This is a genomic window from Nocardioides sp. NPDC101246, assembly GCF_044767415.1.
Lineage (GTDB): Bacteria > Actinomycetota > Actinomycetes > Propionibacteriales > Nocardioidaceae > Nocardioides.
In genome coordinates this window covers 334,652-361,172 of record NZ_JBIWNX010000002.1, presented here as the reverse complement: position 1 = coordinate 361,172, position 26,521 = coordinate 334,652, and the positions used below count along the sequence as shown (strand labels likewise).

Genomic DNA, 26,521 nt, shown 5'->3' with positions numbered 1-26,521 from the left:
TCGCGGCAGCGATTCTTTACCAAGGATGACCTGGTTCAGCGTTACCGTTGAAGAGTGACCCAGCGTCCCGCGGACCTCGACGTGGACCCCGATCCAGACGTCGAGGCAGATCACGGCCCGGAGGAGGAGTCCTCGGGGTCCGGCGGCGTGTGGGCGTGGCTGCACGACTCGCACCCGACCGTGGCAGCCCTGGTCGGCTTCTACATCGGCCTGGCGTACGCGATCCTGGTGCCCGGCACCTGGGGCGCCCTGCTGGCGTGGGTGCTCGGTCAGGAGCGGGCCGAGGAGCTGTTCCCGTGGGTGGCGCTGACTCTGCTGGTGCCTCTGGCCCTGCTCATCCCGCGCAAGACCCGCCGCCTGGCCGAGTTCGTCTGGCTGGGGATCATCCTGACCGTGCTGGTGGTGGTCGGTGTCGGCGCGTTGGTCTTCTGGATCCTGCTGAAGACGGGCTGACCGGGCGGGCCGGATCCAGGTTTAGCCGTAGGCAGCACCCCGGTGGGACAATGAAGCAGTGACCGAGCCCGATCCTGCGAACGTACCGGCCCCGCACAGTCCTGAGGCCGAGGCCGCCGCGATGGAGGGGCGCCGCCTGCCCCTGGTGATGGCGCCGCCCAAGGGCCGCGGAAAGCCGCCGCGCCACCTGGCCGATCTCGACCTGGCCGGCCGTCAGGACGCGGCGAAGGAGGCAGGGCTCCCGGGGTTCCGGGCCAAGCAGCTCTCGGTGCACTACTTCGAGCGGCTGGTCGACGACCCCGCCCAGATGACCGACCTTCCCGCCAACCAGCGAGAAGAGCTCGTCAACACGTTCCTGCCCGACCTGATGACGCCGATCCGTCAGCAGGAGGCCGACAAGGGCACCACCGTCAAGACGCTGTGGAAGCTCTTCGACGGCGCTCTGGTGGAGTCGGTGCTGATGCGCTACACCGACCGCGCCACGGTCTGCATCTCCTCCCAGGCCGGCTGCGGCATGGCCTGCCCGTTCTGCGCGACCGGCCAGGGCGGTCTCGAGCGCAACATGTCGACGGCCGAGATCGTCCACCAGGTAGTCGTCGCTGCCCGGCAGATGGCCAGCGGCGAGATCCCCGGCGGCCCCGGTCGTCTCTCCAACGTGGTCTTCATGGGCATGGGGGAGCCGATGGCCAACTACAAGGCGCTGATGGGCGCGGTCCGCCGCCTCACCTCGCCGGCGCCCGAGGGCCTGGGGCTCTCGGCGCGCCACGTGACCGTCTCAACCGTCGGCCTCGTGCCCCGGATCAAGCAGCTCACCGAGGAGGGCATCCCGGTCACCCTCGCCCTCTCCTTGCACGCCCCCGACGACGAGCTGCGCAACGAGCTCGTCCCGATCAACACCCGCTTCTCGGTCGCCGAGACCGTCGACGCCGCCTGGAACTACGCGCGCGTGACGAAGCGCCGCGTCTCCATCGAGTACGCGATGATGCGCGGCATCAACGACCAGGGCTGGCGCGCCGACCTGCTCGCCGACGTCCTCAACTCCTACGGCGACTGGGGCTGGGTCCACGTCAACCTGATCCCCCTGAACCCCACTCCTGGCTCGAAGTGGACCGCCTCCGACCCGGCCGACGAGCGCGAGTTCGTACGTCGCCTCGAGGCCAAGGGCATCTCCACCACCGTCCGCGACACCCGCGGTCGTGAGATCGACGGCGCCTGCGGCCAGCTGGCCGCCGCCGAGTAACACGTACGCGGACCGGGCCGGGTCGCCACCGCTCGTCGGAGGGAACGGTGGGCGGCTTGACACATCGGGACGCTGGTCAAGGCGCACTCTGATTCATATTGTGCCGCGTTGAGGCCACGCGTCGCTTGAACTGGAGGGCCACACGCAACTGGCCGACCTGTGGCAATCGCTGATGCTCGGGATACCTCCTTCGCCCGGCCGTGCGAGCAGTCCGGTCTCGCGATGGAGTGCAGACCCCACCGCATGGCGATCTCGTGTTATTGCAACGGGAGTGGCCGATTCTCAGCGACCGTCTTCATCACCAGGGTTGAGGTGAGTCTCTGGACGCCAGGGAGAGTCGCGAGGTGGTCGTCGTAGAGCTGCTGGAACGCGGGCAGGTCGCGGGTTATGACGCGGAGGAGGTAGTCGGGGTCGCCGAAGAGTCGCTGTGCCTCGAGGACGTTCGGGAGTTCGCGTACGGCGTCTTCGAAGGCGTCGAGGGTGGCGCGATCCGCGGAGGTCATGGTGACGAACACCAGGGATTCGAAGGTGAGCCCCAGCGCCTGCGGATCGAGGTAGGCGCGGTAGCCGGCGATCGCGCCTGAGCGCTCGAGGCCGCGGACCCGGCGATGGCATGGGGACAGGCTGAGCTGCACTCGTTCGGCGAGTTCGGTCACTGTGAGCCGACCATCCTGCTGAAGTTCGGCAAGGATCTTCCTGTCAACGGCGTCCACGCGGTTGATCTTTCCACAAGACGGCGCGAACAGAGGGAAAGTTGGGAACACCTTTCGCGGCTTTCGACCTAGTCTGCCGACTGTGGATATGGGACTCGTAGCAGCGTTCTGGGTAGTGTCGACGCTGTTCGTGCTCACGCCGGGTGCGGACTGGGCCTACGTGATCGACGCGGGTCTACGACGTTCGAACGTGCCGGTTGCGGTGGCCGGGCTGCTCAGCGGTCATGTGGCTGCGACGGTGGCGGTGGCAGCCGGGATCGCGGCGGTTCTTGCCGGTGCCCCGATAGCCCTGGCCGTGATCACGGTCGTCGGCGCTGCCTATCTGATCTGGATGGGAGTGCGCGGCTGGCTCCATCCTGCTGAGCCGCACGCGACCGAGGAGGCTGATGCTCCTGGCCATTCATCGTGGCTGAGTCTGCTGGCGAAGGGCTTCGGAGTCAGCGGCATGAACCCGAAGGTGTACCTCCTTTTCCTGGCGTTGCTCCCTCAGTTCACCGACCGGAACGAGTCCTGGCCGGTCGGGGCACAGATCCTCTGCCTGGGCCTGGTTCATGTCGTCAACTGTGCCGTCGTCTACCTGCTCGTCGGCACCGGCGCACAGTTGGTGCTCCGGGCCCGACCCACCGCCGCCCGAGCGGTCAGCCGGGTCTCGGCCGCAGCGATGGTGGTCATCGGCACCGCTCTGCTGTTCGAACAGGTCGCCATCTGAACGACCTGAGCTATGCGGATAGCGGTCGCAACCCTCGTCCGGGGGTGCCCTCACTGGACCAACCACGCCACAGTGAGACCGACGACACGGAAGGACACTTATGACCTGGACCATCGAGAGAGACGGCCGAGTGGCGGTGGTGACCATGAACACCAACCCGGTCAACGCCCAGAACCGGGCGTTCTTCGCAGACCTCCACGACGCGTTCGACACCCTCGAGAATGACCACCCCGACTCCCCAGTGGTGCTGACCGGCACGGGCGGGCGGTTCTCTGCCGGACTGGATCTCGGCGAGCACTTCCCACTCTTCGCCGGTGACCGCGACGCGGTGGCGACCTGGTTCAGCGACTACCGCGCAACCAACATGCGGCTGTTCACCTACCCGCGCCCCACCGTCGCCGCCGTCAATGGACACGCGTTCGCCGGTGGCCTGATCACCGCCGCAGTGTGCGACCACCGGATCGCCGTCGAGGACGAGGTGTCCCGGTTCGGTATCAACGAGGTCCCCATCGGGATCCCGATGCCGGCGGTCTACCTACGAATGCTCCAGTACGCGTGGGGAGAGCCGACCGCCGCGCGGCTGAGCCTCCACGGAGACACCTTCACGGCTGCCCAGGCCCATACGATGGGCGTCGTGCACGACCTCGTCTCGGCCGACGAGCTGCTCGAACGCTCCGTCGCGATCGCCGAGCTGACTCCCGAGGACTGCCTCGATCAGTACGCCTACACCAAACGCGCCCTCCAGGCGCCAGCGCTGCGCGACATCGCGGCACTCGCCGATTCGCAGGACCGCGAGCTGCCCGACGGGATGACCAGCGCCGACGCCAGGCGTGCACACCGCCGCTACTGGAAGCAGCTCAAGAACGCGGACGCCCCGTGGTGAGCACGAAGGGGCGGCACGAGCTCCCGGACTGGGTGCACTGGGAGCAACGCCCCTTCCCCGACGCGAACCTGCTCCTCCTCGACGGGCGCGAGCCCGCACTCGTTGACAGCGGCTTCGTCGGGCACGCCGACCGGACCGCGGCCTGGACGGAGCGACACACCAGCCGCCTCCACCGCGTGGTCAACACCCATTGGCACTCAGACCACGTCGGCGGCAATGCGCTGCTGCAACGACGCGGTGCAGGCATCGCCGCCAGCATGCCTGATGCTGATGCCCTCTCGCGCCGTGACCCCGGATGCTGCGCAGCGGAGTACCTCGACCAGCCAGTCCCGCCTTACGACGTGGACGAGGCCCTCGGGGATGGTGACATCCTCACGCTGGGCAACGCCGAGTGGGAGGTGGTGGCCACCCCGGGGCACACGCCTGGTCACCTGGCGCTATGGCAGCCCGAGGAGCGACTTCTGGTAGTCGGAGACGCCCTGTCCGACTACGACGTCGGCTGGGTCAGCCTTGCCACGGACGGCCCCGAGGCGACCCGCGCCGCGGTAGCCTCGCTCGCCCGGATGGCAGACCTGCGTCCACGCGTTCTGCTGACCGCCCACGGCCCGATCCCGGTCGACACCCAAGCCGCATTGGGCCAGGCCCAGCGGCGGGCCCAACGTCTGGTCGACGACCCGGAAGGCGCCGTCTGGTACGGGGCACGCCGCATCTTCGCCTTCGCGCTCATGATCCGTGACGGCGTCGCGACCGGCGAGGTGGAGTCGTACCTGCACCGGCAGCCCTGGCTCAAGGACGCCGCGGCACTGCTGCGTCGTACCACCGACGACATCGCTGACCAGCTCCTCGATTCGATGTTGCGAAGCGGCGCGGCCGTCATCGGCGACGGACGCATCCTCGCCGCTGCGCCCCACGAGCCCGTGGAACAGCACAGACTCGACGTTCCTTTCCCACGTGCGTGGCCACCTCCCAGAAGAGAGGCCGCAGGCTGACACCGTCGGCCGATCATTCACCATCCGACAACGGCGGGGACTCCTCTCAGAGCCTCGACCACACGAAGGAAACGCGCCCATGACCAGTCGTCCAGTCGCCAGCAACCCGGCCGCGCGAACTGCCGCCGAGGAGCCGAGCCGTTACGGCTCTGCGGCCACCTCGTCTACACATCCACCAGCGCGACGCATCCGAACCCACCATCTGCGTGAGATGAAAGAACGCGGTGAGAAGTTCACGATGCTCACCACCTACGACACCTCCACCGCGCAGGTCTTCGACGAAGCCGGGATCGACGTGCTCTTGGTCGGCGACAGCGCCTCGGGGGTCGTATACGGCCATCCCAACTCGATACCCATCACGGTCGACGAACTGCTGCCGTTGGCCCGGGCCGTCGCCCGCAGCGCCACACGGGCCCTCGTGATGGGGGATCTCCCGTTCGGCTCCTACCAGGCCTCGCCCGAACAGGCCTACGCCACCGCGACCAGGTTCATGAAGGAAGCGGGTGTCGCGGCAGTCAAACTCGAGGGCGGCGCGGAGGTGCTGCCGCAGATCCAACGCCTGACCCGAGGCGGGATCCCGGTCTGCGCCCACATCGGATTCACCCCGCAACACGAACACGCACTCGGCGGCTACCGCGTCCAAGGCCGCGGCGACATGGCCGCCCGCGTCCTCGCTGACGCCCATGCAGTCCAAGACGCCGGAGCGTTCGCCGTCCTCATGGAGATGATCCCCGCCGACCTGGCCGAGCAAGTCACCCGAGATCTCTCGATCCCGACCATCGGCATCGGCGCAGGAAGCCACACCGACGCCCAAGTCCTAGTCTGGCAAGACGCCTTCGGCCTCAACACCGGCCGGCTGCCACGCTTCGTACGCCAATACGCCGACATTCACGGCCTACTACTCAACGCTGCACGACGCTACGCCGACGACGTCAAGACCGGCGCATTCCCCGGTCCGGAAAACACGTTCTGACACCCCGCCGCAGTGCTCTGCGGCCCGCAGGCGTCGTCCAGCGCGCACCTCAATTCATGTTGTGCCCCCTGAACCCCACTCCTGGCTCGAAGTGGACCGCCTCCGACCCCGCCGACGAGCGTGAGTTCGTACGCCGCCTCGAGGCCAAGGGCATCTCCACCACCGTCCGCGACACCCGCGGCCGTGAGATCGACGGCGCCTGCGGCCAGCTGGCCGCCGCCGAGTAGCACGTACGCGGACCGGGCCCGGTTGTGGACCGGTCCGCGTACGTCCCCCTTGTCACGATGTGCGTCTCAGCACATCGCGATCCTGCGAGCCTAGGAACGCCGGCTGTCGGGCTTCTGTCGCCGACCGAGGTGCGGTGACAGATTTCTGAGGGTCATGCGGCGTTTCCGCTGATGACACCGCCTGGACTATCTGTCGCCCGGCACGGAGTTCTGGCCACGGGAGGTTCACCGACGCGTCAACCAAGTCGGGGGTCGCGTTGCCGGACGGCGCTCACGATCAGGAACATGAGCATCAGCCTCGATCGGGTCCCGCTGGTCGCCGCCAACTCGGAGCCGCTCCGTGTCCTCATCGTCACGGAGTCGTTCCTGCCGCAGGTCAACGGCGTGACGAACTCCGTACGCCGCGTGCTGGAGCATCTCGCGGTCGACGGCCACACCGTCGAGGTCGTGGCCCCCACCGGGCCCACCGAGTACGCCGGGTTCCCGGTGACCCGGACCCGGGGCGCTACGTTCTGGGTCTACAAGGACTTCCGCGTCGGCCTCGAGACGCGGCGCAAGCTGCGGGCGGTGATGCGCCGGTTCAGCCCCGACGTCATCCACGTCGCCTCACCCGCGCTGCTCGGTCGGCAGGCGGTGCTGGTGGCCAAGGAGCTCGGCATCCCGAGCGTGGCGATCTACCAGACCGACCTGGTCGGCTTCTGGGACAAGTACAAGGCGGTCGGCGGCCCGCAGGCCGCGGCGATGCTCACCCGTCAGGCGCACTCGGCGGCCGACCGCACCCTGGCGCCGAGCTCGTCGGCCCTGACCCAGCTGGAGGGTCTCGGCGTACAGCGCACCGGGCTGTGGCCGCGAGGCGTCGACGTCGAGCTGTTCCACCCGAGCCGCATCGACCACGACCTGCGCGCGCAGCTCGCGCCCAAGGGGGAGACCATCGTCGGGTACGTCGGCCGCCTCGCTCAGGAGAAGGAGCTCCACCTGCTGACCGCGCTGGCCCACAACCCGGCGTACAAGGTCGTGCTCGTCGGTGGCGGACCGCAGGAGCGCGAGCTGCGCCAGCTGCTCCCGAACGCGACCTTCCTCGGTGTGCTGCAGGGGGAGGAGCTGGGGGCTGCGTACGCCTCCCTCGACGTGTTCGCGCACACCGGCTCCCACGAGACGTTCTGCCAGGCGGTCCAGGAGGCGCTCGCCTCCGGGGTCCCGGTCGTCGCGCCGCGATCGGGTGGGCCGCTGGACCTGGTCGCCGACGGCGTCACCGGGTTCTTCTACGAGCCGGGCAGCCGCGACGATCTCGGCTCCCACGTCGCGCTGCTCCACAACGACCCGCAGCTGCGGCTGCGGATGGGACGCGAGGCCCGCAAGAGCGTCGCGCACAAGTCCTGGGGCGCGGTGAACGCCGCCCTGGTCGACCACTACCGCGACGTCATCCGGGCGCGTCGGCCGCGATGACCTCGAGGACCTCCTCGGCGGTGTCGACGAGGTGGATGTGGCCCTCCATCGCGCGACCGCGGGCGAGGGCCTGCAGGAGCGGCCAGACCGGCAGCTCCTCGGTCCAGTAGCTGCGCCCGACCAGCACCATCGGCGCGACCGCGCTCGCGTCGGCGTAGTAGTTCTCGCAGGCGTCCTGGAAGATCTCCTGCACGGTGCCGCCGGCTCCGGGCAGGAAGACGATCCCGCCGTCGCAGACCTCCAGCAGCACGGCCTCGCGGGTGGCGTTGCGGAAGTACTTCGCGATCGCTCCGGCGAAGACGTTGGGCGGCTCGTGCCCGTAGTGCCAGGTCGGGATCCCCAGCGACCTTCCGGGCGTGCCCTCCACCCGGTCGCGTACGTCGAGGGCCACCTGCGCCCACGCACGGATCGAGGGCCGGAACGACGGCACCGCCGCCAGCGACTCGAGCGCATCCTCCAGAACCTTCTTCGAGGCCCCGGCGAGGAAGGCGCCCAGGTTGGCCGCCTCCATCGCTCCCGGGCCACCGCCGGTGGCGATCACGTGACGGCTCGCCAGGTGCTGGGCGAGGCGGGCAGCGGACGCGTAGCCCTCCTCGCCGCGCTGCAGCGCATGCCCGCCCATCACCCCGACGATCCTCGTGCCCTCGTCGCGGCGCGCCCGCACCCAGGCCTCCAGGGCGGTGTCGATGGCGTGGTCGTGGAGGGTGATCGCGAGCAGGTCGTCGGCATCGAGCGGCTGCTGCCGCCAGGCGTACGCCCTCGCGTCCAGGCTCCGGGCGTAGACCGGGTCGTCGTAGAGCTCCTCGGCGGTGTAGAGCTTCGATCGGTGGACGTCGACCGGCGTCTCCGGGATCACCGGCATCACCAACGCGCCCTCGTCCTCGGCGTAGTTGCCGTCCCCGGGCGCGAAGGCGCAATCCAGGAACGTCGCCCCGGCGAGCTCCGTGTCCCGCAGGGTCTCGGAGCGCGAGGTCAGATCCAGCGCGCGCAGCCGCCATCCCCGCAGACTCCCCGCCCCCGCCGCCACCCGTCCGTCCAGCTCCTCGACCGACTCGATGTCGACGCGGCGTCCCCGGTGATGCTTCATGGCCGTCACCCTAATGCCGAGCCGTCACCTACGTGGGGGGGGGGGGGGGGGGGGGGGGGGGGGCGCGGGGGGCGCCCCGCCCCCCCCCCCCGCGGGGGGGGGGCGGGGGGGGGGGGGGGGGGGCCGGGGGGGCCCCCCCCCCCCCGACCGGAGTGACGCCTCGGCGGGTCAGAAGGCGTGGGCCATCAGGTCGGCGTAGACCTCCTGCTCGTCGACCTCCAGGCCGCGGGCCTGGAACCACTTCGCGACGTTGGTGATGTCACGGAGCAGGAAGTCGAAACCCAGGGGGTTGCCGACCAGGTCGATGATCTGGGGGAGATCGATGATCACCAGCCGGTCGTGCTGCGCCAGGATGTTGTAGGGCGAGAGGTCACCGTGGACCAGGCCCGCCTGCACCATCGTGGCCAGCGCCTCGACGAGCCCGTCCCACCACATCTCCAGGACGTGGTGCTCCGGGCGGGTCTGGGCGAGCCGCGGCGCCGTCTCCAACTCCCCGTTGCCGCCGTCGACCGCGATCCACTCCATCAGGATCTCGGTGCCGTCGATCTGCACCGGATAGGGGACCGGGAGGCCGAGGTTCCAGCAGCGTACGAGCGCGTTCCACTCGGCGTTGGCCCACTCGGCCTTGGCGACCTCGCGGCCGAAGGTCGAGTTCTTCTTCAGCGCGCGCTCGTCACGGGAGCGCTTGACCGAACGGCCCTCGGTGTAGCTCGCGGCCCGGTGGAAGGTGCGGTGGTCGGTGTCGCGGTATCGCTTGGCGACCATCACCGCCTCCCGCTCCGGCTCCAGCGGGTCGGCGCGCACCAGCAGGAAGGCGTCGGCCTCCTTGCCGGTCTTGATGATGCCGAGGTCGGTGTCGATGGCGCCCTGAGAGGTCACCACCCAGTCCGGCCGCGGCTCCGGACCACGTGAGAGCGGCTCCACGGAGAGCCAGGTGGACCAGCGTCGTCCATCGTCCAGGTCCTCATAGACCTGGAAGTCGAAGACGAATTTCGAGTCGATCCCACCGAGGGGATCAGCGGAGATGTTCTCCTGAGTCACTTCGGGTGCTCCTGATACGAGAGTTCTTGTCTGTGGGCAGGCACAGGACGGACACAGTCATGGGTCTGCTCCTCTCGATCAGGGGCGCCTCGTGGACGAGGACGCCGGTCGGGGTCCATGGTGGAGGACCGCGACCGGCGTACGCAACAGGTTTATTCGCCGGGTCAGTGGCCGCCGACGAGTGGCGCGACGGCCCGGGCGACCAGCGAGCCCTTGCCGGTGGCGGTCTCCTCCACGTCGGCCACCGTCATCGCCCGCAGCCCGGCGTTGACGCCGAGCCAGCGCAGCGGCTCCGGCTCCCAGCGCGGTGAGACGTGACCGACCCAGGGGAGGGCGGTGAGATCGGACTCGGTGCCGAGGATCAGGTCGCGCAGCGTACGGCCGGCGAGGTTGGTGGTCGCGACGCCGTCGCCGACGTAGCCGCCGGCATGCGCGAGCCCGCTGCCCGGGTCGTAGCCGACCGAGGCGTGCCAGTCGCGCGGGATGCCGAGCACGCCGCCCCACCGGTGGGTGATCTTGTGGCCGCGCACGGCCGGGAACATCTCGATCAACGTCGCCTGCAGGCGGCCGTGGGTGCGCCGGTCGGAGGCATCGGCGTGGGTGATCTTCGACCCGAAGGAGTACGGAGCGCCCCGCCCGCCGAAGACCAGCCGGTCGTCCGCGGTGCGCTGCCCGTAGATCAGCAGGTGCCGGCCGTCGGAGAACGTCTCGCGCTCCTCCAGGCCGATGCTCGACCAGACCAGGTCGGAGAGGGGTTCGGTGGCGATGATGAGGGAGCGCACCGGGATGACCTCGCGCTCGAGGCCGGCCAGCGTCGGTGTGTAGCCCTCAGTGGCGCGTACGACGACGTCGGCGGTGACCACGTCACGCTCGGTCCGTACCCGGTGCGGCTCGATCGCGGTGACCCGGGTCTGCTCGTAGATCGTGACGCCGCGGGACTCGACGGCGCGGGCCAGGCCCCGGACGAGCTTCGCGGGATGGAGCGCAGCGCAGTCGGGGGTGTAGGTCGCACCGAGTGTGTTGGTCGCGGCGAGCCGCTTCTCGGCAGCGGCTCGGTCCAGCAGGGAGATCTCGGCGTCACCGAGCCCCCAGGAGCGGGCGTGCTCGACCTCGTCGCGGGCGCGCTCGAGCTGGGCGGCCGTGCGGGCCACCACGACAGTGCCGCCCTTGGCGATGTCGGCCTCGATGTCCTCGGCCCCGGCGACCCGGATCACCTCGTCGACGGTTGCCCGCATCGCCCGGTCCTGGGCGAGCGCGGCCTCCCGGCTCGACCCCGCGGCCACCTTGTCGAGCGAGGCGGGGAAGAGGGCAGAGCACCAGCCGCCGTTGCGGCCCGAGGCGCCGAAGCCGGCGACCTCGGCCTCGAGGATCGCGATCTTCAGGTCCGGCCTGGCCTCGGCCAGGTAGTAAGCCGTCCACAGCCCGGTGTAGCCGGCACCCACGATCGCGACGTCGACCTCGATGTCGCCCATCAGCGCCGGCCGCGGCTCCCAGGCGTCGCCCGCGGTCGCGTGCCACAGGCTGATCTCGGGGTAAGAGGTCACCTGACTCCCCAGGCGTACGTCTGCTTGTGCAGGTGGAGATACATGAACGTCTCGGTGCTCACCACGCCCTCGATGGCGCGGATCTTGCTGGAGACGAGGTTGAGCAGGGCCTCGTCGCTCTCGGCGACGACCTCGACGAGCAGGTCGTAGGAGCCGGCGGTGATGACGATGTAGTCGACCTCGTCGAGCTTGCCGAGCTCGTCGGCGATCCCTTCGATCGGTCCGGAGGTGCGTACGCCGATCATGGCCTGCCGCGCGAAGCCGAGCTCGAGCGGGTCGGTGACCGCGACGACCTGCATGACGCCGCTGTCGACGAGGCGCTGCACGCGCTGTCGCACCGCGGCCTCGCTCAGGCCGACCTCCTTGCCGATCGCGGCATAGCTGCGCCGCCCGTCCTGCTGGAGCTGCTCGATGATCAGCTTGTTGACCTCGTCGAGGTGAGCGCCCCCGTTGCGCTTGCGAGTGGTCATGGCGCCCAGTCAACCTGTTCGTCGTGGCCAGATGCAACGAAATCCGTCGTGTGTAACGAACAATTTCCATGATTCCGTACGTTGTGTGTGGCTGAAGGCCTCTGAAGTTGTCATAGTGGGCGTCGTGAACCATGTCTCGCTGACCGATGCGAAGCCCGCCGTCTACTGGCTGGACGACCCCGCGAAGCCAGCGCCGCTGCCGCCTCTGCTCGGGGTGACATCGGCGGATCTGGTGGTCGTCGGGGGTGGCTATTCGGGTCTGTGGACGGCGCTGCTGGCGCGGGTGCGGTTTCCGTCGTGGTCGGTGGTGGTGCTGGAGGCCGGCCAGTGCGGGGACCAGGCATCGGGCCGCAACGGCGGCTTCGCCGAGGCGTCGCTGACCCATGGATTCTGGAACGGCCTGGAGCGTTGGCCCGACGAACTCGCGACCCTGGACCGGCTCGGTCAGCAGAACCTCGATGAGATGGCCGCGACCATCGAGGAGTACGGCATCGACTGCGACTGGCGGCTGACCGGCGCACTGAACGTCGCCACCCGCCCGCACGAGGTCGACGACCTCGCCGAGTGGTCGGCCGCGCTGACCGAGCACGGCATCAAGCACCGGCTGCTGGATGAGAACGCGGTGCGGGCCGAGCTCCGCTCGCCGACCTTTCTCGGTGGCCTGGAGGTGCTCGGTGATACGGCCACGGTCGAGCCGGCGCGGCTGGCCTGGGGGCTGCGCCAAGCCTGCCTGGACGCAGGGATCGTGATCCACGAGGGCTCCGCGGTGAGCGGCCTGGTCCGCGACGGCGCGGGGATGCTGGTCTCGACCCTCACCGGGTCGGTGCGGACCGGGCGCGTAGCGCTGGCCACCAACGCCTTCCCGCCGCTTCTGCGGCGGCTGCGGATGATGACCGTGCCGGTCTACGACTACGTACTCATGACCGAGCCGCTCTCCGATGCGCAGCTGGACGCCATCGGCTGGGCGAACCGGCAGGGCGTCAGCGACTCCGCCAACCACTTCCACTACTACCGCCTGACCAGGGACAACCGGATCCTGTGGGGCGGCTACGACGCGATCTACCACTTCGGCTCGAAGATCTCGCCGGAGCTGGAGACCGGCGCCACCCACGACAAGCTGGCCGGCCACTTCTTCGAGACCTTCCCGCAGCTCGAGGGACTGCGCTTCACCCACCGCTGGGCCGGCGTCATCGACACCTGCACCCGCTTCTCGGCATTCTTCGGCAAGGCGTACGCCGGCCGCGTCGCCTACGCCCTCGGCTACACCGGTCTGGGCGTCGGAGCCACCCGCTTCGGCGCCCAGGTGATGCTCGACCTCCTCAGCGGCGAGCAGACGGAGCGTACGTCCCTGGAGATGGTGCGCTCCAGGCCGCTTCCGTTCCCGCCCGAGCCGGCTCGGTATGCGGGCATCTCGATGATGGTCCGCTCGCTCGGCAAGGCCGATGCGAATGGTGGTCGTCGGGATCTGTTCTTGCGGACGATGGATCGGTTGGGGTTGGGGTTCGACTCGTAGGGCTGGCTTTTTGGGGTGGGCGCTGTGGCTGATCGTTCTTTCTTGGCTGGGGCCGCCGACCCGTTATGGAGGGTGTTCTCGGTCTCGCCCGGAGTCAAGGACGGCCTGCGGCCGCCGGCTTCGCCGGTCGCCTTCGGCGATCCTTGACACCGGCCGAGCCCGAGAATTTTGGCTGGTTATCGGGTCGGCGGCGGGGTTTGGCGCGGATTCCGTGGGGTGGGTACGGGCTTGGGAGCTGGCGTCGATGTTCCTGTGGGGGAGGGCTTGGTCTCGGGGCTTTTACTAGACGATGACACCTTGTGAACGATTCACAAGGTGTCGCAGCTCGGGGCGGCAGACCTCTGGTTGGTAGCGGCGTTGGCTTCCGCTGCTGGTGCTTCGGCGGCGACTGCTCGAGCGGCGAAAGGGGTGGCTCAACAGAGGTGGTGCGGGTCAGTGCCCGGGTTTCTTCACGGGTGAGGAAAACTCCCCACTGCGATGTCGGTGCCCCTGCTGTGGAGCGTGGGGAACATATCGTCGCGTGGGGCAGCATCAGCAGTGGGGAAGCCATCCGTAGTGCGCGACCGTTCCGGGGGCATGGTCCTGCGTCGAGCGCAGGTTCTGCGTCGAGCACAGGTTCTGCGTCGAGCACAGGTCCCACGTCCAGCACGGGTGCGGTCTGGTGATCGGCAGCGGACCGGCGATCCGCAACGGATTCGAGGGCTGGCCGTGGTTCGACGACGTCAACCCCAACGGGTCGCGGGAACGAGCGCGCACTGATCGTCTCGGCAGCCAGGGACGCGTGGCGGCGAAGAACGTGGGTGGTGGGGGCGGTCTGGTTTCGGGCGTGACCGGTTCAGGTCCGTCGGGTGAACCGGATCCGTCCGTCCGGGAGCCGCTCATAGGCGTGGCCGGCGTGGATGCGGCGGTGGTCGCTGGGACAGAGCAGGACCATGTTGGCCATGTCTGTTTTGCCGCCTTGGGACCAGGGTTTGAGGTGGTGGGCTTCGGTCCAGGCGGCGGGGGCGTCGCAGTCTTCGGCTTGGCAGCCTTGATCTCGTAGCCGGAGGGCTCGGTGTTGGATCGGGTGGGCCAATCTGGCGGTGCGGCCGAGGTCGAGGATCTCGGAGTCGGTGCCCAGCACGACCGGGACGAGGTCGGCGTTGCAGGCCATGCGGCGGGCTTCGGCGGCGGTGATCTGGTCGCCGTCGAACCCGAGCGCGGCGGTGCCGAGGTCCTTGTGGAGGTCCTCCACGTTCATGGTGATGAACACGGTGGTGGCGTGCCCGCCGTGTCTGGGGAGGAGGTCGACGTCGTAGGTCTCGACCACGCGGGCGAAGGCCTGGCCCAGCAACCGGTCGTAGGGCGCTTTGCGGCCCTTGTCCTCCGCGGACCACTTCCGGGGCTGGGCCAGGGAGTCGAGGATGGTGCGCAGCCGCATCCCGACGGCGCGGGGGACGCGGGCGTGGAGGTCGATAGTGCCGTCGCCGTTGTCGCGCGTTTGGAAGAAGGTGCGGCGTTGGGCGTGTTCTTCTTCGCGTTGGAGAGCTTTGGCTTCGGCGGCTTCGAATCGTTCGGGGTCGATCTCGGCGAGGATCTTGTTCCCGACGATCCGCAGCTCGTTGGCGGTCAGTCGAGTGGCATGGTCGACCAGCAGCTTCTCGGCCAGGACCAGGTCCTCACCGCTGGCGGCCGGGTCGGACTCGATCTGGTCCAACGCTTTGGTGATCACGCGGGCCTTGTCCTGGGACACGATGCCTTCGGCCAGGCCGGCTGCGACGAGCTCGTACTTTGCCACGCCTGTGGCGAGCTTGATCTGGGAGCGGGCTGCGGCCTTGTCGACCAGGAGTTCGGTCCGCATCCATCCCGAGGCATCCTTCGCGCCGGTTTCGTCGGCGATGTCGCCGGCGGTGGCCAGGACCCGGAGTTTCAGCGCGGCTTGTTGGGCGTGGATTCGTTCCAGCCGGGCCAGTAGGTCCTTCTTCTGGCCGGTGCGCCAGTAGACGGGATCGGTGGCGAGTAGGTCCTGGAGGGAGGATTCGATGGCGGTCAGGGCGGCGTCGATCGGGTCGCCGGGCTGGCTGCCCCAGCGGTCGACGTCGTGCTCGAGACTCATCGCTTCCCTCCCTTCAGAGGTGTGTCGTGATGGGTCTGATTCTACGCCCTGACCGGATACCTAGCCACCTATAGGTGCAGGTCAGACGCCAGTTTCGCGGTGGGCGAACAACCTCGCTTCTGTGGATGGTAAGTGGCCCGAAGGGCCACCCCTCCACCCCCGCGAGCCCCACCAATCCCAGCAAGAACCCCTCCGCGCCACACCCGGGCCGCCGCCCCGATAGCCAGCCAAATCTTTTCTCGATCTGGTCCGGAGTCCAGGACCGCCGAAGGCGGCCGGCGAAGCCGGCGCCCGAAGGGTGTCCTTGACGCCGGCCCAGATCGAGAAGACCCTCAAAGAACGGGTCGGCGGCCCACCCCAACCCGAAGAAACCTATGCCGCAGAACCCTCCTGCGCCGCCGCAACCCGCTCACGAAGCTTGGCGTGGATCTCCTCCGGCGTGCGCTGCGTACGCTGGCGGTGGTTGCGCGCGATGATGACGCCTGTCGCGGTGACCCCGGCCAGTCCGGCGAGACCGACGATCTTCCACACGCTTGCACTGCCGAAACTCATAGGACCCCCTGCTAGATGTCTGACGACACCACTATCTCCCTTGCCGACGCCGTGGACCAGACCCGGACCGGTGATCTGTGGCTCTTCCGTGGGCGTTCGGTCGCCGACCGGGCGATCCGGATGCTGAGCAACGCCCCGGTCAATCATGTCGGGATGGCGGTGGTGCTCGACGACCTGCCGCCGCTGATGTGGCATGCCGAGCTCGGCAAGGGGCTGCTCGATCTCTATACCGGCACCCACCACCGTGGCGTACAGCTCCATGATCTGCGCGCTGCGGTCGAGCAGTGGGCCGGGCGCTACGAGCAGCAGGTCTGGCTGCGCCAGCTGACCGCAGACATCGACCGTCCGCGGGAGGACGCGCTGCTGCGGACGATCGCTCGGCTCGACGGCACGCCGTTCCCGTCGACCGCCGCGCTGGCCGGACGCTGGGCGCGGGGGAGGGTGCGCTCGAAGGCCGGGCTCGAGCAGGTCTTCTGCGCCGAGGTCGTCGCCGCGACGTACCAGGAGATGAGCCTGCTCGACGACGAGCGCCCGACCAACTACTACGACCCGGGTCGCTTCTGGTCCGGCGACCACCTGACCCTGCAGGACGGCGCGGTCCTAGGGAGCGAGGTACGCGTCGTCGGCTGACCCACGGCCGGCGAGCCGGAGGGCGAGCGCGACCTCACCGCTCTCGACCAGGGTGCCGATGACGAGGGCGCGGAGGCCGCGCAGGAGGGCGTCGGGGTCGACCAGGTCCGGCGCCGCGAGGGCGTGCAGCAGATAGCCGTGCACGAGGGCGAGCAGCGAGTCGGGATCTGTCCGGGTCGCGCCGGCCACCGTGGCCGCGCGTTCGGCGACGGCGCGACCGGCGGTGAGCACCTCGGCCACCACGGGCCGGAACTGCGGGTCGCGGGCGGCGTGGACCAGTCCCTCCAGGAACGCGAGCGCGTCGGTCGGTGGTGACATCAGTGCCGCGGCGAACGCTTCGGCCATCGCATCCGTGCCGGACGAGTTCGCGGCGAGCTCGTCGGCGAGCGTACGCAGCCGGGCGACGTCCTCGGCCACGCCGGTGCGCAGCGCCTCGGCCGCCAGGTCGGTGATGGAGTCGAAGAAGTAGCCGACCGTGGCCAGCGGCAGCCCGGCGCGCTCGGTCACGGCCCGGTGGGTGACCCCGGCCATGCCCTTCTCGGCAGCCACCTCGATCGTGGCCCGGACGAGAGCGTCGCGTCGCTGCCGGGCGCTGTCGCCGTGACGTCGCTTCATGGGCCGAGTGTTTCACGAGGCCCGGTGCAAAGTCTGGAAGATCTTCTAGACTTTTGGGGGCCGATCCAGAAGGCTGTCCGACATGACCGCACCCGCCCGCGTACACGCCTTCGCCGACGACGCCCTCGGCGACCACGACGCCGTCGAGCTCGCCCGTCTCATCCGCACCGGCGAGCTGAGCGCCGCAGAGGTCGAGGCGGCGGCGGTCGCCCGGCTGCGACGCGTCGTCCCGGAGCTGCACGCGATGGCGTACGAGGCCTATGACGCGCCCCGGAGAGCGGACACCGACACCGGCCTGCTCCACGGCGTGCCGACCCTGCTCAAGGACAACACCGACCTGCGAGGGATGCCGACCAACCACGGTTCGGAGGCGTTCGACGCACGGGCGGCGTCTCATGACGGGCGCTACACCGCGCAGTTCCTCAGCTCAGGGATGACGGTGCTGGGCAAGAGCCGGATGCCGGAGTTCGGACTGAATGCGACCACCGAGTTCCGAAGCGGGCCGCCGACACCGAACCCCTGGAATCCGCGCCACTCCGTCGGGGCCTCCTCCGGCGGGGCCGCGGCCCTGGTCGCAGCCGGAGCCGTGCCGATCGCGCACGCCAACGACGGTGGCGGGTCGATCCGGATCCCGGCGGCGGCCGCCGGACTCGTCGGGCTCAAGCCGAGCAGGGGAAGGCACATCGACGGCGAGACGGCCCGCACCCTGCCGATCAACATGGTCAGCGAGGGGGTGGTGACGCGGACGGTCCGCGACACCGCGACCTTCCATGCCGCGCTCGAGCGGCACTGGCGCAACCCGGCCCTGCCGCCTCTCGGGCTGGTCGAGGGCCCCGCACGACGGCGGCTCCGGGTAGCGATGATCATCGAGTCGGTGACCGAAGCCGTCGTGGACACGCAGACGAAGGCGGCCGTGGAACGCACCGCGACCCTGCTGGAGGAGCAGGGTCACACCGTCGAGCCGGTCCCGATCCCGGTCGACGCACGCTTCGGCGACGACTTCCTCAGCTATTGGGGTCTGCTCGCCTTCCTCGCCGGCAACCTGGGCCGCCTGACCATCGACCGTACGCTCGACACCGGCCGCCTCGACGGCCTCACCGACGGCCTGCGTCGCGCCTTCACCTCCGGCGGCTGGCGCCGGACGCCCACGGCACTGCTCCGCCTACGACGGGCGGCGGCGGCCTACGCGACCCTCTTCGACCACCACGACGTGGTCCTGTGCCCGGTCGTCGCCGGCGTCACCCCGCCGCTGGGCCACCTCTCCCCGAACGTGCCGTTCGAGGAGCTGGTCGACCGGCTCCAGCGGCACGTCGCGTTCACGCCGCTGCAGAACATCACCGGTGCGCCGGCGATCTCGCTGCCGATGGCGCTCAGCGAGGAGGGGCTGCCGATCGGGGTGCAGCTCTCCGCGGCGTACGGGGACGAGCGGACCCTCCTGGAGCTCGCCTACGCCCTCGAGGAGCAGTCGCCGTGGCGCCCCATCCAGGACAACTGAGTCAGCGGTGAGCGCCCTCAGAGCATCGTCGAGGCCTTCTCCAGCACCCGGCGCAGGATCTGCTCCATCTCGTCGAACTCGGCCTGACCAACGGTCAGCGGCGGGGAGAGCTGGATGACCGGCTCTCCGCGGTCGTCGGCGCGGCAGTAGAGGCCTTCGGACCACAGCGCCTTGGAGACGTACCCGTAGAGGATCCGCTCGCACTCCTCCTCGGTGAAGGTCTCCTTGGTCCCGCGATCCTTGACCAGCTCGATGCCGTAGAAGTAGCCGGTGCCGCGCACGTCGCCGACGATCGGCAGGTCCTTCAGCTTCTCGAGGGTGGCCCGGAACGCCCCCTCGTTGCGGCGTACGTTGCCGAGCAGATCCTCTGCCTCGAAGAGGTCGAGGTTGGCCATCGCCACCGCGGTGGAGACGGGGTGACCGCCGAAGGTGTAGCCGTGGTAGAAGGTCTCGTCCCCGGAGAGGAACGGCTCCATCAGCCGCTCGGAGATGATCGTGGCGCCCAGCGGCGCATATCCCGAGGTCAGCCCCTTGGCCGAGGTGATCATGTCGGGCACGTAGCCGAACCGCTCCGAGCCGAACATCGTGCCCAGCCGTCCGTAGGCGCAGATGACCTCGTCGGAGACGAGCAGGACGTCGTACTCGTCGCAGATCTCGCGCACCCGCTGGAAGTAGCCCTGGGGAGGCGGGAAGCACCCGCCCGAGTTCTGCACCGGCTCCAGGAAGACCGCGGCGACGGTGTCGGGCCCCTCGGCACGGATCACGACCTCGATCTGGTCGGCGCACCAGCGTCCGAACGCCTCCGGGTCGCTCCCGTCCATCAGGCCGCCGGTGATCTCCGAGGCCCGGTAGATGTTGGTGTTCGGCACCCGGAAGGTCGAGGGGACCAGCGGCTCGAACGGCGCCTTGATGTCGGCCAGGCCGGTGATCGACAGCGCCCCGTGGGTGGTGCCGTGGTAGGCGATGTTGCGCCCGATGACCTTGTGCTTGCCCGGCTTTCCCCGCAGCTTGAAGTAGTTCTTGGCGAGCTTCCACGCGGTCTCGACGGCCTCGGAGCCGGAGTTGGTGAAGAAGACCCGGTTCAGGTCGCCGGGAGCGAGCGCGGCCAGCCGCGCAGCCAGCTCGATCGCCGGCTCGTGCGCGTAGGACCACAGCGGGTGGAAGGCCAGCTGCTTCGCCTGCTCCGCACCTGCGTCGGCGAGCTCCGCACGCCCGTGACCGACCTGAGTGACGAAGAGCCCCGCGAGCCCGTCGAGGTAGCGGTTGCCCTCGATGTCGTAGATGTAGGCGCCCTCACCCCTGGCGATGATCGGCACGTCGTTCTTCGCATAGCTCGAATGCCGCGTGAAGTGCATCCAGAGATGGTCCTTGGCGTCGCGCTGCAGCTGCTCGTAGTTGCCGGTCATGACTCCATGGTCACCCACCGCATCTCGCTTCCGCAAGCGAATCCGTTTCAAAGTGCGATTATCACTTCGGATTCAGTTGTGACATCCCTGTTACGGGAAGGAGTTAGTCTCTAGCGCATGGCTGACCAGACCTTCAGGAACGTGATCGGCGGCGAGCTGCGCGAGGCCGCCGACGCCGCGACGTACGACGTCGTCGACCCCGCCACCGGCGAGGTCTACGCGCAGGCCGCGATGTCGGGGGAGGCCGACGTCGACCAGGCGTACGCCGCAGCAGCATCAGCCTTCGAGACCTGGGGCGAGACCACGCCCCAGGAGCGCAGCCTGGCCCTGCTCCGGATCGCCGACGCGATGGAGGCCCGGGCCGAGGAGCTGACCGCCGTCGAGGTCAAGGACACCGGCAAGCCGTTCCAGCTCACCCTGGAGGAGGAGCTGCCGCCGACGATCGACCACTTCCGCTTCTTCGCGGGCGCGGCCCGGACCCTGGAGGGGAAGAGCGCCGGCGAATACATGACAGACCACACCTCCTGGATCCGTCGCGAGCCGATCGGCGTGATAGGGCAGGTCACGCCGTGGAACTACCCGCTCGCGATGATGTCGTGGAAGATCGCCCCGGCCCTGGCTGCCGGCAACACGGTGGTGCTCAAGCCCTCCGACACCACCCCGGCCAGCTCCGCGCTGCTGGCCGAGATCGCCCAGGAGTTCCTGCCGCCGGGCGTCCTCAACCTCGTCACCGGAGACCGCGACACCGGCCGCGCGCTGATCCGGCACAAGACGCCGCAGATGGTCGCCATCACCGGCTCGGTGCGTGCCGGCATGGAGGTCGCCGCCGCAGCGGCACAGGACGTCAAGCGCGTCCACCTCGAGCTCGGCGGCAAGGCGCCGGTGATCGTCTTCGACGACGCCGACATCGACAAGGCGGTCGCCGGCATCGCCGCGGCCGGCTATTTCAACGCCGGCCAGGACTGCACCGCCGCGACCCGGGTGCTGGTGCAGGAGGGCATCCACGACGAGTTCGTCGCCGCTCTCGCCGAGGCGGCCCGCGACACTACCGTCGGTCTCCCCGCCGACAACACCGACGTCGGCGCGCTCAACAACCCCGGTCAGCTCGCCCGCGTCAAGGGCATGGTCGACCGCCTCCCGGACCACGCCACGATCGCCGCCGGAGGCGCGCCGGCACGAGTCGTTGGCGGCGAGAACGGCTACTTCTACCAGCCCACGGTCCTGGCCGGGCTCCGCCAGGACGACGAGCAGATCCAGCACGAGATCTTCGGCCCGGTGATCACGGTGCAGCGGTTCGCCGACGAGGCCGAGGCGCTCCGCTGTGCCAACGACGTCGACTACGGCCTCGGCTCCAGCGTGTGGACCAAGGACCACGCCACCGCGTTGCGGGTCAGCAAGCGCCTCGACTTCGGTGTCGTCTGGATCAACACCCACATCCCCTACATCTCCGAGATGCCCCACGGCGGCTTCAAGCACTCCGGCTACGGCAAGGACCTCTCCGTCTACGGGTTCGAGGACTACACCCGGATCAAGCACGTGATGTCCTACATCGGGGCCTGAGGCATCAGCGGGGACAGCAACTGAACAGGTCGGTCGGCGACCCTCGATGTGCGAGCAGACCATGTCCGTGAAAGCATCGAGGGCCCGTTTCGCGCACCTCCGCGACTCGGACCCAGCAATGGATAGCAGTCGACCCCCACACGAGGTGCACCCCACATGTCAGCCAAGCAATGGCGGACAGATGTCCAAGGTCTCCGGGCCATTGCCGTAGGCCTGGTCGTCGCTGCCCATGCGGGCATCCCGCACACCGAGGGCGGGTTCGTCGGCGTCGACGTCTTCTTCGTCCTCTCCGGCTTCCTGATCACCACCCTGCTGCTGCGCGAGGCCGACACCTCAGGCACCGTCAGCATCCCGCAGTTCTACGCGCGTCGCGCCCGTCGGATCCTGCCGGCAGCCACTCTCGTGATCCTGGTCGTCCTGGCGTACGCCGCCTGGCAGCTGCCCACCACCCGGCTCACCGACGCGGCCGCCGACGGCACCTGGGCGGCGTTCTTCCTGGCCAACGTGCACTTCGCGGCCGAGGGCGTGCAGTACTTCCAGCCCAGCGAGCCCTCGCCGTTCCAGCACTACTGGTCGCTCTCGGTGGAGGAGCAGTTCTACCTGGTCTGGCCGGTGCTGGCCCTCCTGCTCATCCCCAGGCTCGGCCGCAAGGGCTTCACGGTCGTCGCCGCGGTGATCGCCGTCGTGAGCCTGGCGTGGTCGATCCACGCCACCGGCGAGAACCCGACCGCCGCCTACTTCTCCACCCCGGCCCGCGCCTACGAGCTCGCCGCCGGCGCGCTGCTGGCCTGCTGGGGCGGCCGACTCAAAGGCGCCGCGAGCGTCATCGCCGGCCTGGCGGGAGCCGCGGCGATCCTCGCCGCCACCGTCCTGTTCAGCGAGGCCACTCCGTTCCCCGGCTGGCAGGCACTGGTGCCCACCCTCGGCACGGTCGCGCTGCTGGCCTCGGGCGCGAACGCCCCGACCGCGAAGCTGCTCGCGATCCGCCCGCTGAGGTACGTCGGCGACATCTCCTACTCCCTCTACCTGTGGCACTGGCCGCTGATCGTGCTGGCGCCCGAGTTCCTCCACCTCGGCAGCGCCGCCCTCGAGATGACTGTCGCGGTCGCCGCCGCGCTGCTCCTCTCCGTCCTGAGCCACCGCTTCGTCGAGCTCCCGTTCCAGCACAAGCAGGTGCCGGTGATCTCGCGCGGGTTGCGCGCGCTGGCTCTGTGGCCCGTCGCGCTCGTGCTGGCGGTCGGCAGCGGCTGGCTGGCGACCGGCTATGCCGCCTACGCCGAGAAGGAACGGGCCGCCCAGGCGCAGGCGTGGTTCGCGGCCCACGAGGTCCCCGACACCGCCGCCGAGACCGGCGGCCCGCCGCAGGTTCAGCGAGAGCTGCGTGCCGCGCTCGAGATCGCCGACCGTGGTGGCCCGATCCCGCCGGGCGTGCTCGGCGAGGACATCACGGACGATCGGTGGCAGAAGTCCTACGGCGACTGCTACGCCAACTACGGCGACACCCGCGGCGCCGACTGCACCCTCGGCGACACCGACGCGAAGAAGACCGTCGCCGTCGTCGGCGACTCCCACGCCGGCATGTGGCTGACCGCCTTCGACGACCTCGGCAAGGAGAACGGCTTCCGGGTGGTGCCGGTCGTGAAGGTCGGCTGCGCTCCCTACCCGGTCCAGCACCGCGGCAAGAAGATGACCCAGGCCGAGTGCGACGACTTCCGCGACTGGTCCGCGGACCACCTCGAGCGCCTCGACCCCGACACGATCGTCTCGACGGCCCGCGGACAGCTCTTCATGCCGAAGACGTACGAGGGGATGGACCGTGACGAGCAGTGGTCCCGGGCCGTGCGCAGCACGGTGAAGGCCTATCGGGAGATCTCCCGCAAGGTCGTCGTCCTCGGCGACGTACCCGCCGTCGACCACGACCCCGCCGACTGCATCAGCGCCCCCGAGGCCGACCAGCGCTCCTGCCTCAGCGACCCCGACTCGCGCGAGACCAGCAGCAACGAGCTCACCGAGTCGGCGCTGGAAGGCACCGAGGCGGCGTACGTCGACACCCAGCGTTTCGTGTGCGCCGAGGACCGCTGCCCGCTGGTCGTGGGGGAGAAGGTCACCTACTACGACAGCTCGCACCTGACCGAGTCGTGGGTCCGCCACGTCACACCGCGGCTCGGGGCCATCCTGGCCCCACTGATCTAGCCAGACCTGGTCGCGCCGCAGATTTAACTGGGACGCGCATTTCGGAATTTGCCTTTACGTGCATCTTTGTGGCTTAATTGTGGGCAGACGTTGCAAAACGTTTCACGCGCAGCCCTGGACCCGTGGGGGAGTCCGGGGCTGTTGCAGTTTTGCGGCCCGCGAGCGGCGGGCGCTTGGCGCCTTCTCAGCCTCTGCTGGGAGGATGGGCTGGTGAACGATCAGCGACCACGCGACGTGGTGATCCTCGGCTCGACCGGGTCCATCGGCACCCAGGCCCTCGACCTGGTGCGGGCCAACCCGGACCGGTTCCGGGTCGTGGGGCTGACCGCGGGCGGGGCCAACAAGGAGCTGTTCGAGGCGCAGGTCGCCGAGTTCGCGCCGAGGTTCTCCGGGCTGGGGGAGGAGCCCTCCGTCGAGGCGGCCGCCCAGCCCGCCGACGTGGTGCTCAACGGGATCACCGGCGCCGTCGGGCTCCGCCCGACGCTGGCCGCGCTGGAGGCGGGCAACACGCTCGCCCTGGCCAACAAGGAGTCGCTGATCATCGGGGGGCCGCTGGTGAAGCGGGTCGCGGGCGAGGGGCAGATCGTCCCGGTCGACTCCGAGCACTCCGCGATTGCGCAGTCGCTGCGCGCCGGCCGCGCGGACGAGGTGCGCAAGCTCGTGCTGACCGCCTCCGGTGGCCCGTTCCGCGGCCGCTCCCGCGACGAGCTCGCCGAGGTCACCCCGGCGCAGGCGCTCAAGCACCCCAACTTCGCGATGGGCCGGGTGATCACGACCAACTCGGCCACCCTGGTCAACAAGGGACTCGAGGTCATCGAGGCACACCTGCTCTTCGACGTACCGTTCGATCGGATCGAGGTCGTCGTCCACCCGCAGCAGTACATCCACTCGATGGTCGAGTTCACCGACGGCGCCGTGGTCGCCCAGCTCGGGCTGCCGACGATGCTGGTGCCGATCTCGATGGGGATGGCCTGGCCCGAGAGGGTGCCCGACGCCGAGACCCCGATCGACTGGACCAAGGCCGCCGACTGGCGCTTCGAGCCGCTCGACGACGTCGCCTTCCCCGCGGTCGCGCTCGCCCGCGAGGCCGGCACCCGTGCCGGCACTCACCCGGCCGTCTACAACGCGGCCAACGAGGTCTGCGTGGACGCCTTCCACGAGGGCCGGATCCCGTTCCCCGGCATCGTGGACACGATTGCCGAGGTGATGGCAGCCCACAGCGGCGTACGCTCTGAAAGCAGCCTCACCATCGAGGATGTGCTCGCCGCCGACGCCTGGGCGCGCGAGGAAGCCACTCGGATCCTGGAGACCCGCCCGTGAGTGTTCTGCTCTACACGCTGGCCGTGATCGGCTTCGTTCTCGCGATCCTGGTCTCGATCGGGCTCCACGAGCTCGGCCACATGATCCCGGCGAAGGCGTTCGGCGGGAAGGTGACCCAGTACTTCATCGGCTTCGGGCCGACGGTGTGGTCCAAGCAGGTCGGCGAGACCGAGTACGGCCTCAAGGCGATCCCGCTCGGTGGCTACGTGAAGATCCTCGGGATGCTGCCGCCCGGTGCCGACCAGCTGGGGGAGCGCACCGAGGACGGTGCGCTCAAGGTGCGCAAGTCCAACACCGGCATGTTCACCCAGCTGATCAGCGACGCCCGCTCGGCCGAGTGGGAGCTGATCCGTCCCGAGGACGAGCCGCGGCTGTTCTACAAGATGTCGTGGTGGAAGAAGGTCATCGTGATGGCCGGCGGGCCGACGGTGAACATCGCGATCGCGTTCTTCGTGCTGTGGGGCGTCTTCGGGATCTACGGAGTCCACGAGAACGTCGTCGACGAGGGGCACCCGGTCGTCTCGAGCCTGCAGGAGTGCCTGCTGACCTGGGAGGATCAGGGCCGCGAGTGCCGCGCGAGCGACAAGCCGACCCCGGCCGCCGACGCCGGCCTCAAGCCCGGTGACGAGCTGATCTCGTTCAACGGCACCGAGCTGACCTCGTGGGCGGTCGCCCAGGAGCTGATCCGCGACAACATGGACGGCGACGCCACCATCGTGATCGAGCGCGACGGCGAGCAGATGACGCTGAGCACCCAGACCGTCGTGCAGGAGCGGGTCAAGGACCTCGACGACACCAGCGCTGACCCGGAGACCGCGAAGGTCGGCTTCTTCGGGATGTCTCCCGAGTCGCACGTGGTGACCACCAAGGAGGGGCCGGTCTACGCGCTCCAGGAGATGGGTGCGATGGCCGAGAACGCTGTCCACTCGCTGCTGAGGCTGCCGGTCAAGGTCTGGCACGTCGCGCTCGCGATCGTCGGTGTCGAGGAGCGTTCGGCCGACAGTCCGGTCAGCATCGTCGGCGGCGGCCGCATCGCCGGCGAGATCGCCGCCCACGACGGCCTCGACGTCGGCGAGAAGGTCGCCAGCTTCGCGTTCCTGGTCGGTGGCTTCAACCTGTTCATCGGCATCTTCAACTTCGTCCCGCTCCTGCCCCTCGACGGCGGTCACATCGCGACCGCGCTGTGGGAGGGCATCCGTCGCGCCTTCGCCAAGGTCTTCCGGCGTCCCGACCCGGGACATGCCGACCCGGCGAAGCTGTTGCCGGTGGCGTACGTCGTGGCCTCGGCGCTGCTGGTGATGGGTGTTGTCCTGATCGTCGCCGACCTCGTCGTCCCACTTCATCTGCAAGCCTGACCCGCCCGTAAG

Annotated in this window: 23 protein-coding genes and 1 pseudogene; 15 read left to right on the top strand and 9 right to left on the bottom strand. The window is 69.3% G+C overall.

Going from position 1 to position 26,521, the window contains the following annotated elements; all coding sequences use genetic code 11:
- Window positions 1-54 precede the first annotated feature (54 nt).
- Window positions 55-453, top strand: a complete 399-nt coding sequence (locus ACIRON_RS04865; RefSeq protein ID WP_402989663.1) for a hypothetical protein — start codon at window positions 55-57, stop codon at window positions 451-453.
- Between the two features lie 121 nt (window positions 454-574).
- Window positions 575-1,693 carry a 23S rRNA (adenine(2503)-C(2))-methyltransferase RlmN gene (rlmN, locus tag ACIRON_RS04860; protein ID WP_402989957.1) on the top strand — a complete coding sequence of 373 codons (1,119 nt, stop codon included), beginning with the start codon at window positions 575-577 and terminating at the stop codon, window positions 1,691-1,693.
- A gap of 257 nt (window positions 1,694-1,950) precedes the next feature.
- On the opposite strand, the gene ACIRON_RS04855 is transcribed toward rlmN, so the two are convergent.
- On the bottom strand, window positions 1,951-2,406 hold the full coding sequence (locus tag ACIRON_RS04855) for an Lrp/AsnC family transcriptional regulator (protein ID WP_402989661.1): 456 nt from the start codon (window positions 2,404-2,406) through the stop codon (window positions 1,951-1,953).
- Between the two features lie 88 nt (window positions 2,407-2,494).
- Here ACIRON_RS04855 and ACIRON_RS04850 point away from each other — a divergent pair, with 88 nt between their 5' ends.
- The 6 genes and pseudogenes from ACIRON_RS04850 (at window position 2,495) to ACIRON_RS04825 (ending at window position 7,633) form a co-directional block, all read left to right on the top strand.
- The gene (locus ACIRON_RS04850; RefSeq protein ID WP_402989658.1) at window positions 2,495-3,115 is read left to right on the top strand and encodes a LysE family translocator; all 621 of its coding nucleotides are present in this window, start codon (window positions 2,495-2,497) and stop codon (window positions 3,113-3,115) included.
- 100 nt (window positions 3,116-3,215) lie between these two features.
- Entirely contained in the window at window positions 3,216-3,998 is a 783-nt protein-coding gene (locus ACIRON_RS04845; RefSeq protein ID WP_402989655.1) for an enoyl-CoA hydratase/isomerase family protein, read from the top strand.
- Window positions 3,995-4,987 carry an MBL fold metallo-hydrolase gene (locus tag ACIRON_RS04840; RefSeq protein ID WP_402989652.1) on the top strand — a complete coding sequence of 331 codons (993 nt, stop codon included), beginning with the start codon at window positions 3,995-3,997 and terminating at the stop codon, window positions 4,985-4,987. The genes ACIRON_RS04845 and ACIRON_RS04840 overlap by 4 nt, the downstream gene beginning before the upstream one ends.
- 79 nt (window positions 4,988-5,066) lie before the next feature.
- Entirely contained in the window at window positions 5,067-5,960 is an 894-nt protein-coding gene (panB, locus tag ACIRON_RS04835; RefSeq protein ID WP_402989649.1) for a 3-methyl-2-oxobutanoate hydroxymethyltransferase, read from the top strand.
- Window positions 5,961-6,019: 59 nt separating this feature from the next.
- A pseudogene (locus tag ACIRON_RS04830) lies at window positions 6,020-6,187 on the top strand (23S rRNA (adenine(2503)-C(2))-methyltransferase RlmN); the annotation flags it as partial.
- 285 nt (window positions 6,188-6,472) lie between these two features.
- Window positions 6,473-7,633, top strand: coding sequence for a glycosyltransferase family 4 protein (locus tag ACIRON_RS04825; protein WP_402989646.1), 1,161 nt, complete (start codon window positions 6,473-6,475; stop codon window positions 7,631-7,633).
- Here the strand turns inward: ACIRON_RS04825 and ACIRON_RS04820 are convergent.
- The 4 genes from ACIRON_RS04820 to ACIRON_RS04805 form a co-directional block, all read right to left on the bottom strand.
- Window positions 7,608-8,720 carry an LOG family protein gene (locus tag ACIRON_RS04820; RefSeq protein WP_402989644.1) on the bottom strand — a complete coding sequence of 371 codons (1,113 nt, stop codon included), beginning with the start codon at window positions 8,718-8,720 and terminating at the stop codon, window positions 7,608-7,610. The two genes, ACIRON_RS04825 and ACIRON_RS04820, sit on opposite strands and share 26 nt — an antisense overlap.
- A 168-nt stretch (window positions 8,721-8,888) precedes the next feature.
- Window positions 8,889-9,761 carry a serine protein kinase RIO gene (locus ACIRON_RS04815; RefSeq protein WP_402989641.1) on the bottom strand — a complete coding sequence of 291 codons (873 nt, stop codon included), beginning with the start codon at window positions 9,759-9,761 and terminating at the stop codon, window positions 8,889-8,891.
- Window positions 9,762-9,925: 164 nt separating this feature from the next.
- A complete protein-coding gene (locus ACIRON_RS04810) occupies window positions 9,926-11,305 on the bottom strand; it encodes an NAD(P)/FAD-dependent oxidoreductase (RefSeq protein WP_402989638.1) in 1,380 nt (459 codons plus the stop codon).
- Complete coding sequence (locus tag ACIRON_RS04805) at window positions 11,302-11,775, bottom strand: Lrp/AsnC family transcriptional regulator (RefSeq protein ID WP_008363265.1); 474 nt, start codon at window positions 11,773-11,775, stop codon at window positions 11,302-11,304. The genes ACIRON_RS04810 and ACIRON_RS04805 overlap by 4 nt, the downstream gene beginning before the upstream one ends.
- A gap of 124 nt (window positions 11,776-11,899) precedes the next feature.
- Here ACIRON_RS04805 and ACIRON_RS04800 point away from each other — a divergent pair, with 124 nt between their 5' ends.
- Entirely contained in the window at window positions 11,900-13,288 is a 1,389-nt protein-coding gene (locus ACIRON_RS04800; RefSeq protein ID WP_402989636.1) for an NAD(P)/FAD-dependent oxidoreductase, read from the top strand.
- Between the two features lie 835 nt (window positions 13,289-14,123).
- On the opposite strand, the gene ACIRON_RS04795 is transcribed toward ACIRON_RS04800, so the two are convergent.
- Window positions 14,124-15,383: a DUF222 domain-containing protein gene (locus ACIRON_RS04795; protein WP_402989633.1), complete on the bottom strand. Its 1,260-nt coding sequence runs from the start codon at window positions 15,381-15,383 to the stop codon at window positions 14,124-14,126.
- Window positions 15,384-15,755: 372 nt separating this feature from the next.
- Window positions 15,756-15,935, bottom strand: coding sequence for a hypothetical protein (locus ACIRON_RS04790; RefSeq protein WP_091049769.1), 180 nt, complete (start codon window positions 15,933-15,935; stop codon window positions 15,756-15,758).
- 15 nt (window positions 15,936-15,950) lie between these two features.
- Between ACIRON_RS04790 and ACIRON_RS04785 the strand changes: the two genes are divergently transcribed.
- Entirely contained in the window at window positions 15,951-16,565 is a 615-nt protein-coding gene (locus ACIRON_RS04785; protein ID WP_402989631.1) for a hypothetical protein, read from the top strand.
- Here the strand turns inward: ACIRON_RS04785 and ACIRON_RS04780 are convergent.
- Complete coding sequence (locus ACIRON_RS04780) at window positions 16,536-17,180, bottom strand: TetR/AcrR family transcriptional regulator (RefSeq protein ID WP_402989628.1); 645 nt, start codon at window positions 17,178-17,180, stop codon at window positions 16,536-16,538. The genes ACIRON_RS04785 and ACIRON_RS04780 overlap by 30 nt on opposite strands.
- A gap of 82 nt (window positions 17,181-17,262) precedes the next feature.
- On the opposite strand from ACIRON_RS04780, the gene ACIRON_RS04775 reads away from it, so the two are divergent.
- Complete coding sequence (locus tag ACIRON_RS04775; RefSeq protein ID WP_402989626.1) at window positions 17,263-18,675, top strand: amidase; 1,413 nt, start codon at window positions 17,263-17,265, stop codon at window positions 18,673-18,675.
- A gap of 17 nt (window positions 18,676-18,692) precedes the next feature.
- On the opposite strand, the gene ACIRON_RS04770 is transcribed toward ACIRON_RS04775, so the two are convergent.
- Window positions 18,693-20,081 (bottom strand): aspartate aminotransferase family protein, encoded by a 1,389-nt coding sequence (locus tag ACIRON_RS04770; RefSeq protein ID WP_402989623.1) that lies wholly within the window; start codon window positions 20,079-20,081, stop codon window positions 18,693-18,695.
- 117 nt (window positions 20,082-20,198) lie between these two features.
- Between ACIRON_RS04770 and ACIRON_RS04765 the strand changes: the two genes are divergently transcribed.
- From ACIRON_RS04765 to ACIRON_RS04750, 4 genes are all read left to right on the top strand, one after another.
- On the top strand, window positions 20,199-21,641 hold the full coding sequence (locus ACIRON_RS04765; protein ID WP_402989620.1) for a gamma-aminobutyraldehyde dehydrogenase: 1,443 nt from the start codon (window positions 20,199-20,201) through the stop codon (window positions 21,639-21,641).
- 156 nt (window positions 21,642-21,797) lie between these two features.
- Entirely contained in the window at window positions 21,798-23,834 is a 2,037-nt protein-coding gene (locus tag ACIRON_RS04760) for an acyltransferase family protein (protein ID WP_402989617.1), read from the top strand.
- Between the two features lie 210 nt (window positions 23,835-24,044).
- Entirely contained in the window at window positions 24,045-25,154 is a 1,110-nt protein-coding gene (dxr, locus tag ACIRON_RS04755) for a 1-deoxy-D-xylulose-5-phosphate reductoisomerase (RefSeq protein WP_402989614.1), read from the top strand.
- Window positions 25,151-26,509: a M50 family metallopeptidase gene (locus ACIRON_RS04750; protein WP_402989611.1), complete on the top strand. Its 1,359-nt coding sequence runs from the start codon at window positions 25,151-25,153 to the stop codon at window positions 26,507-26,509. The genes dxr and ACIRON_RS04750 overlap by 4 nt, the downstream gene beginning before the upstream one ends.
- The last annotated feature ends 12 nt before the right edge of the window (window positions 26,510-26,521 follow it).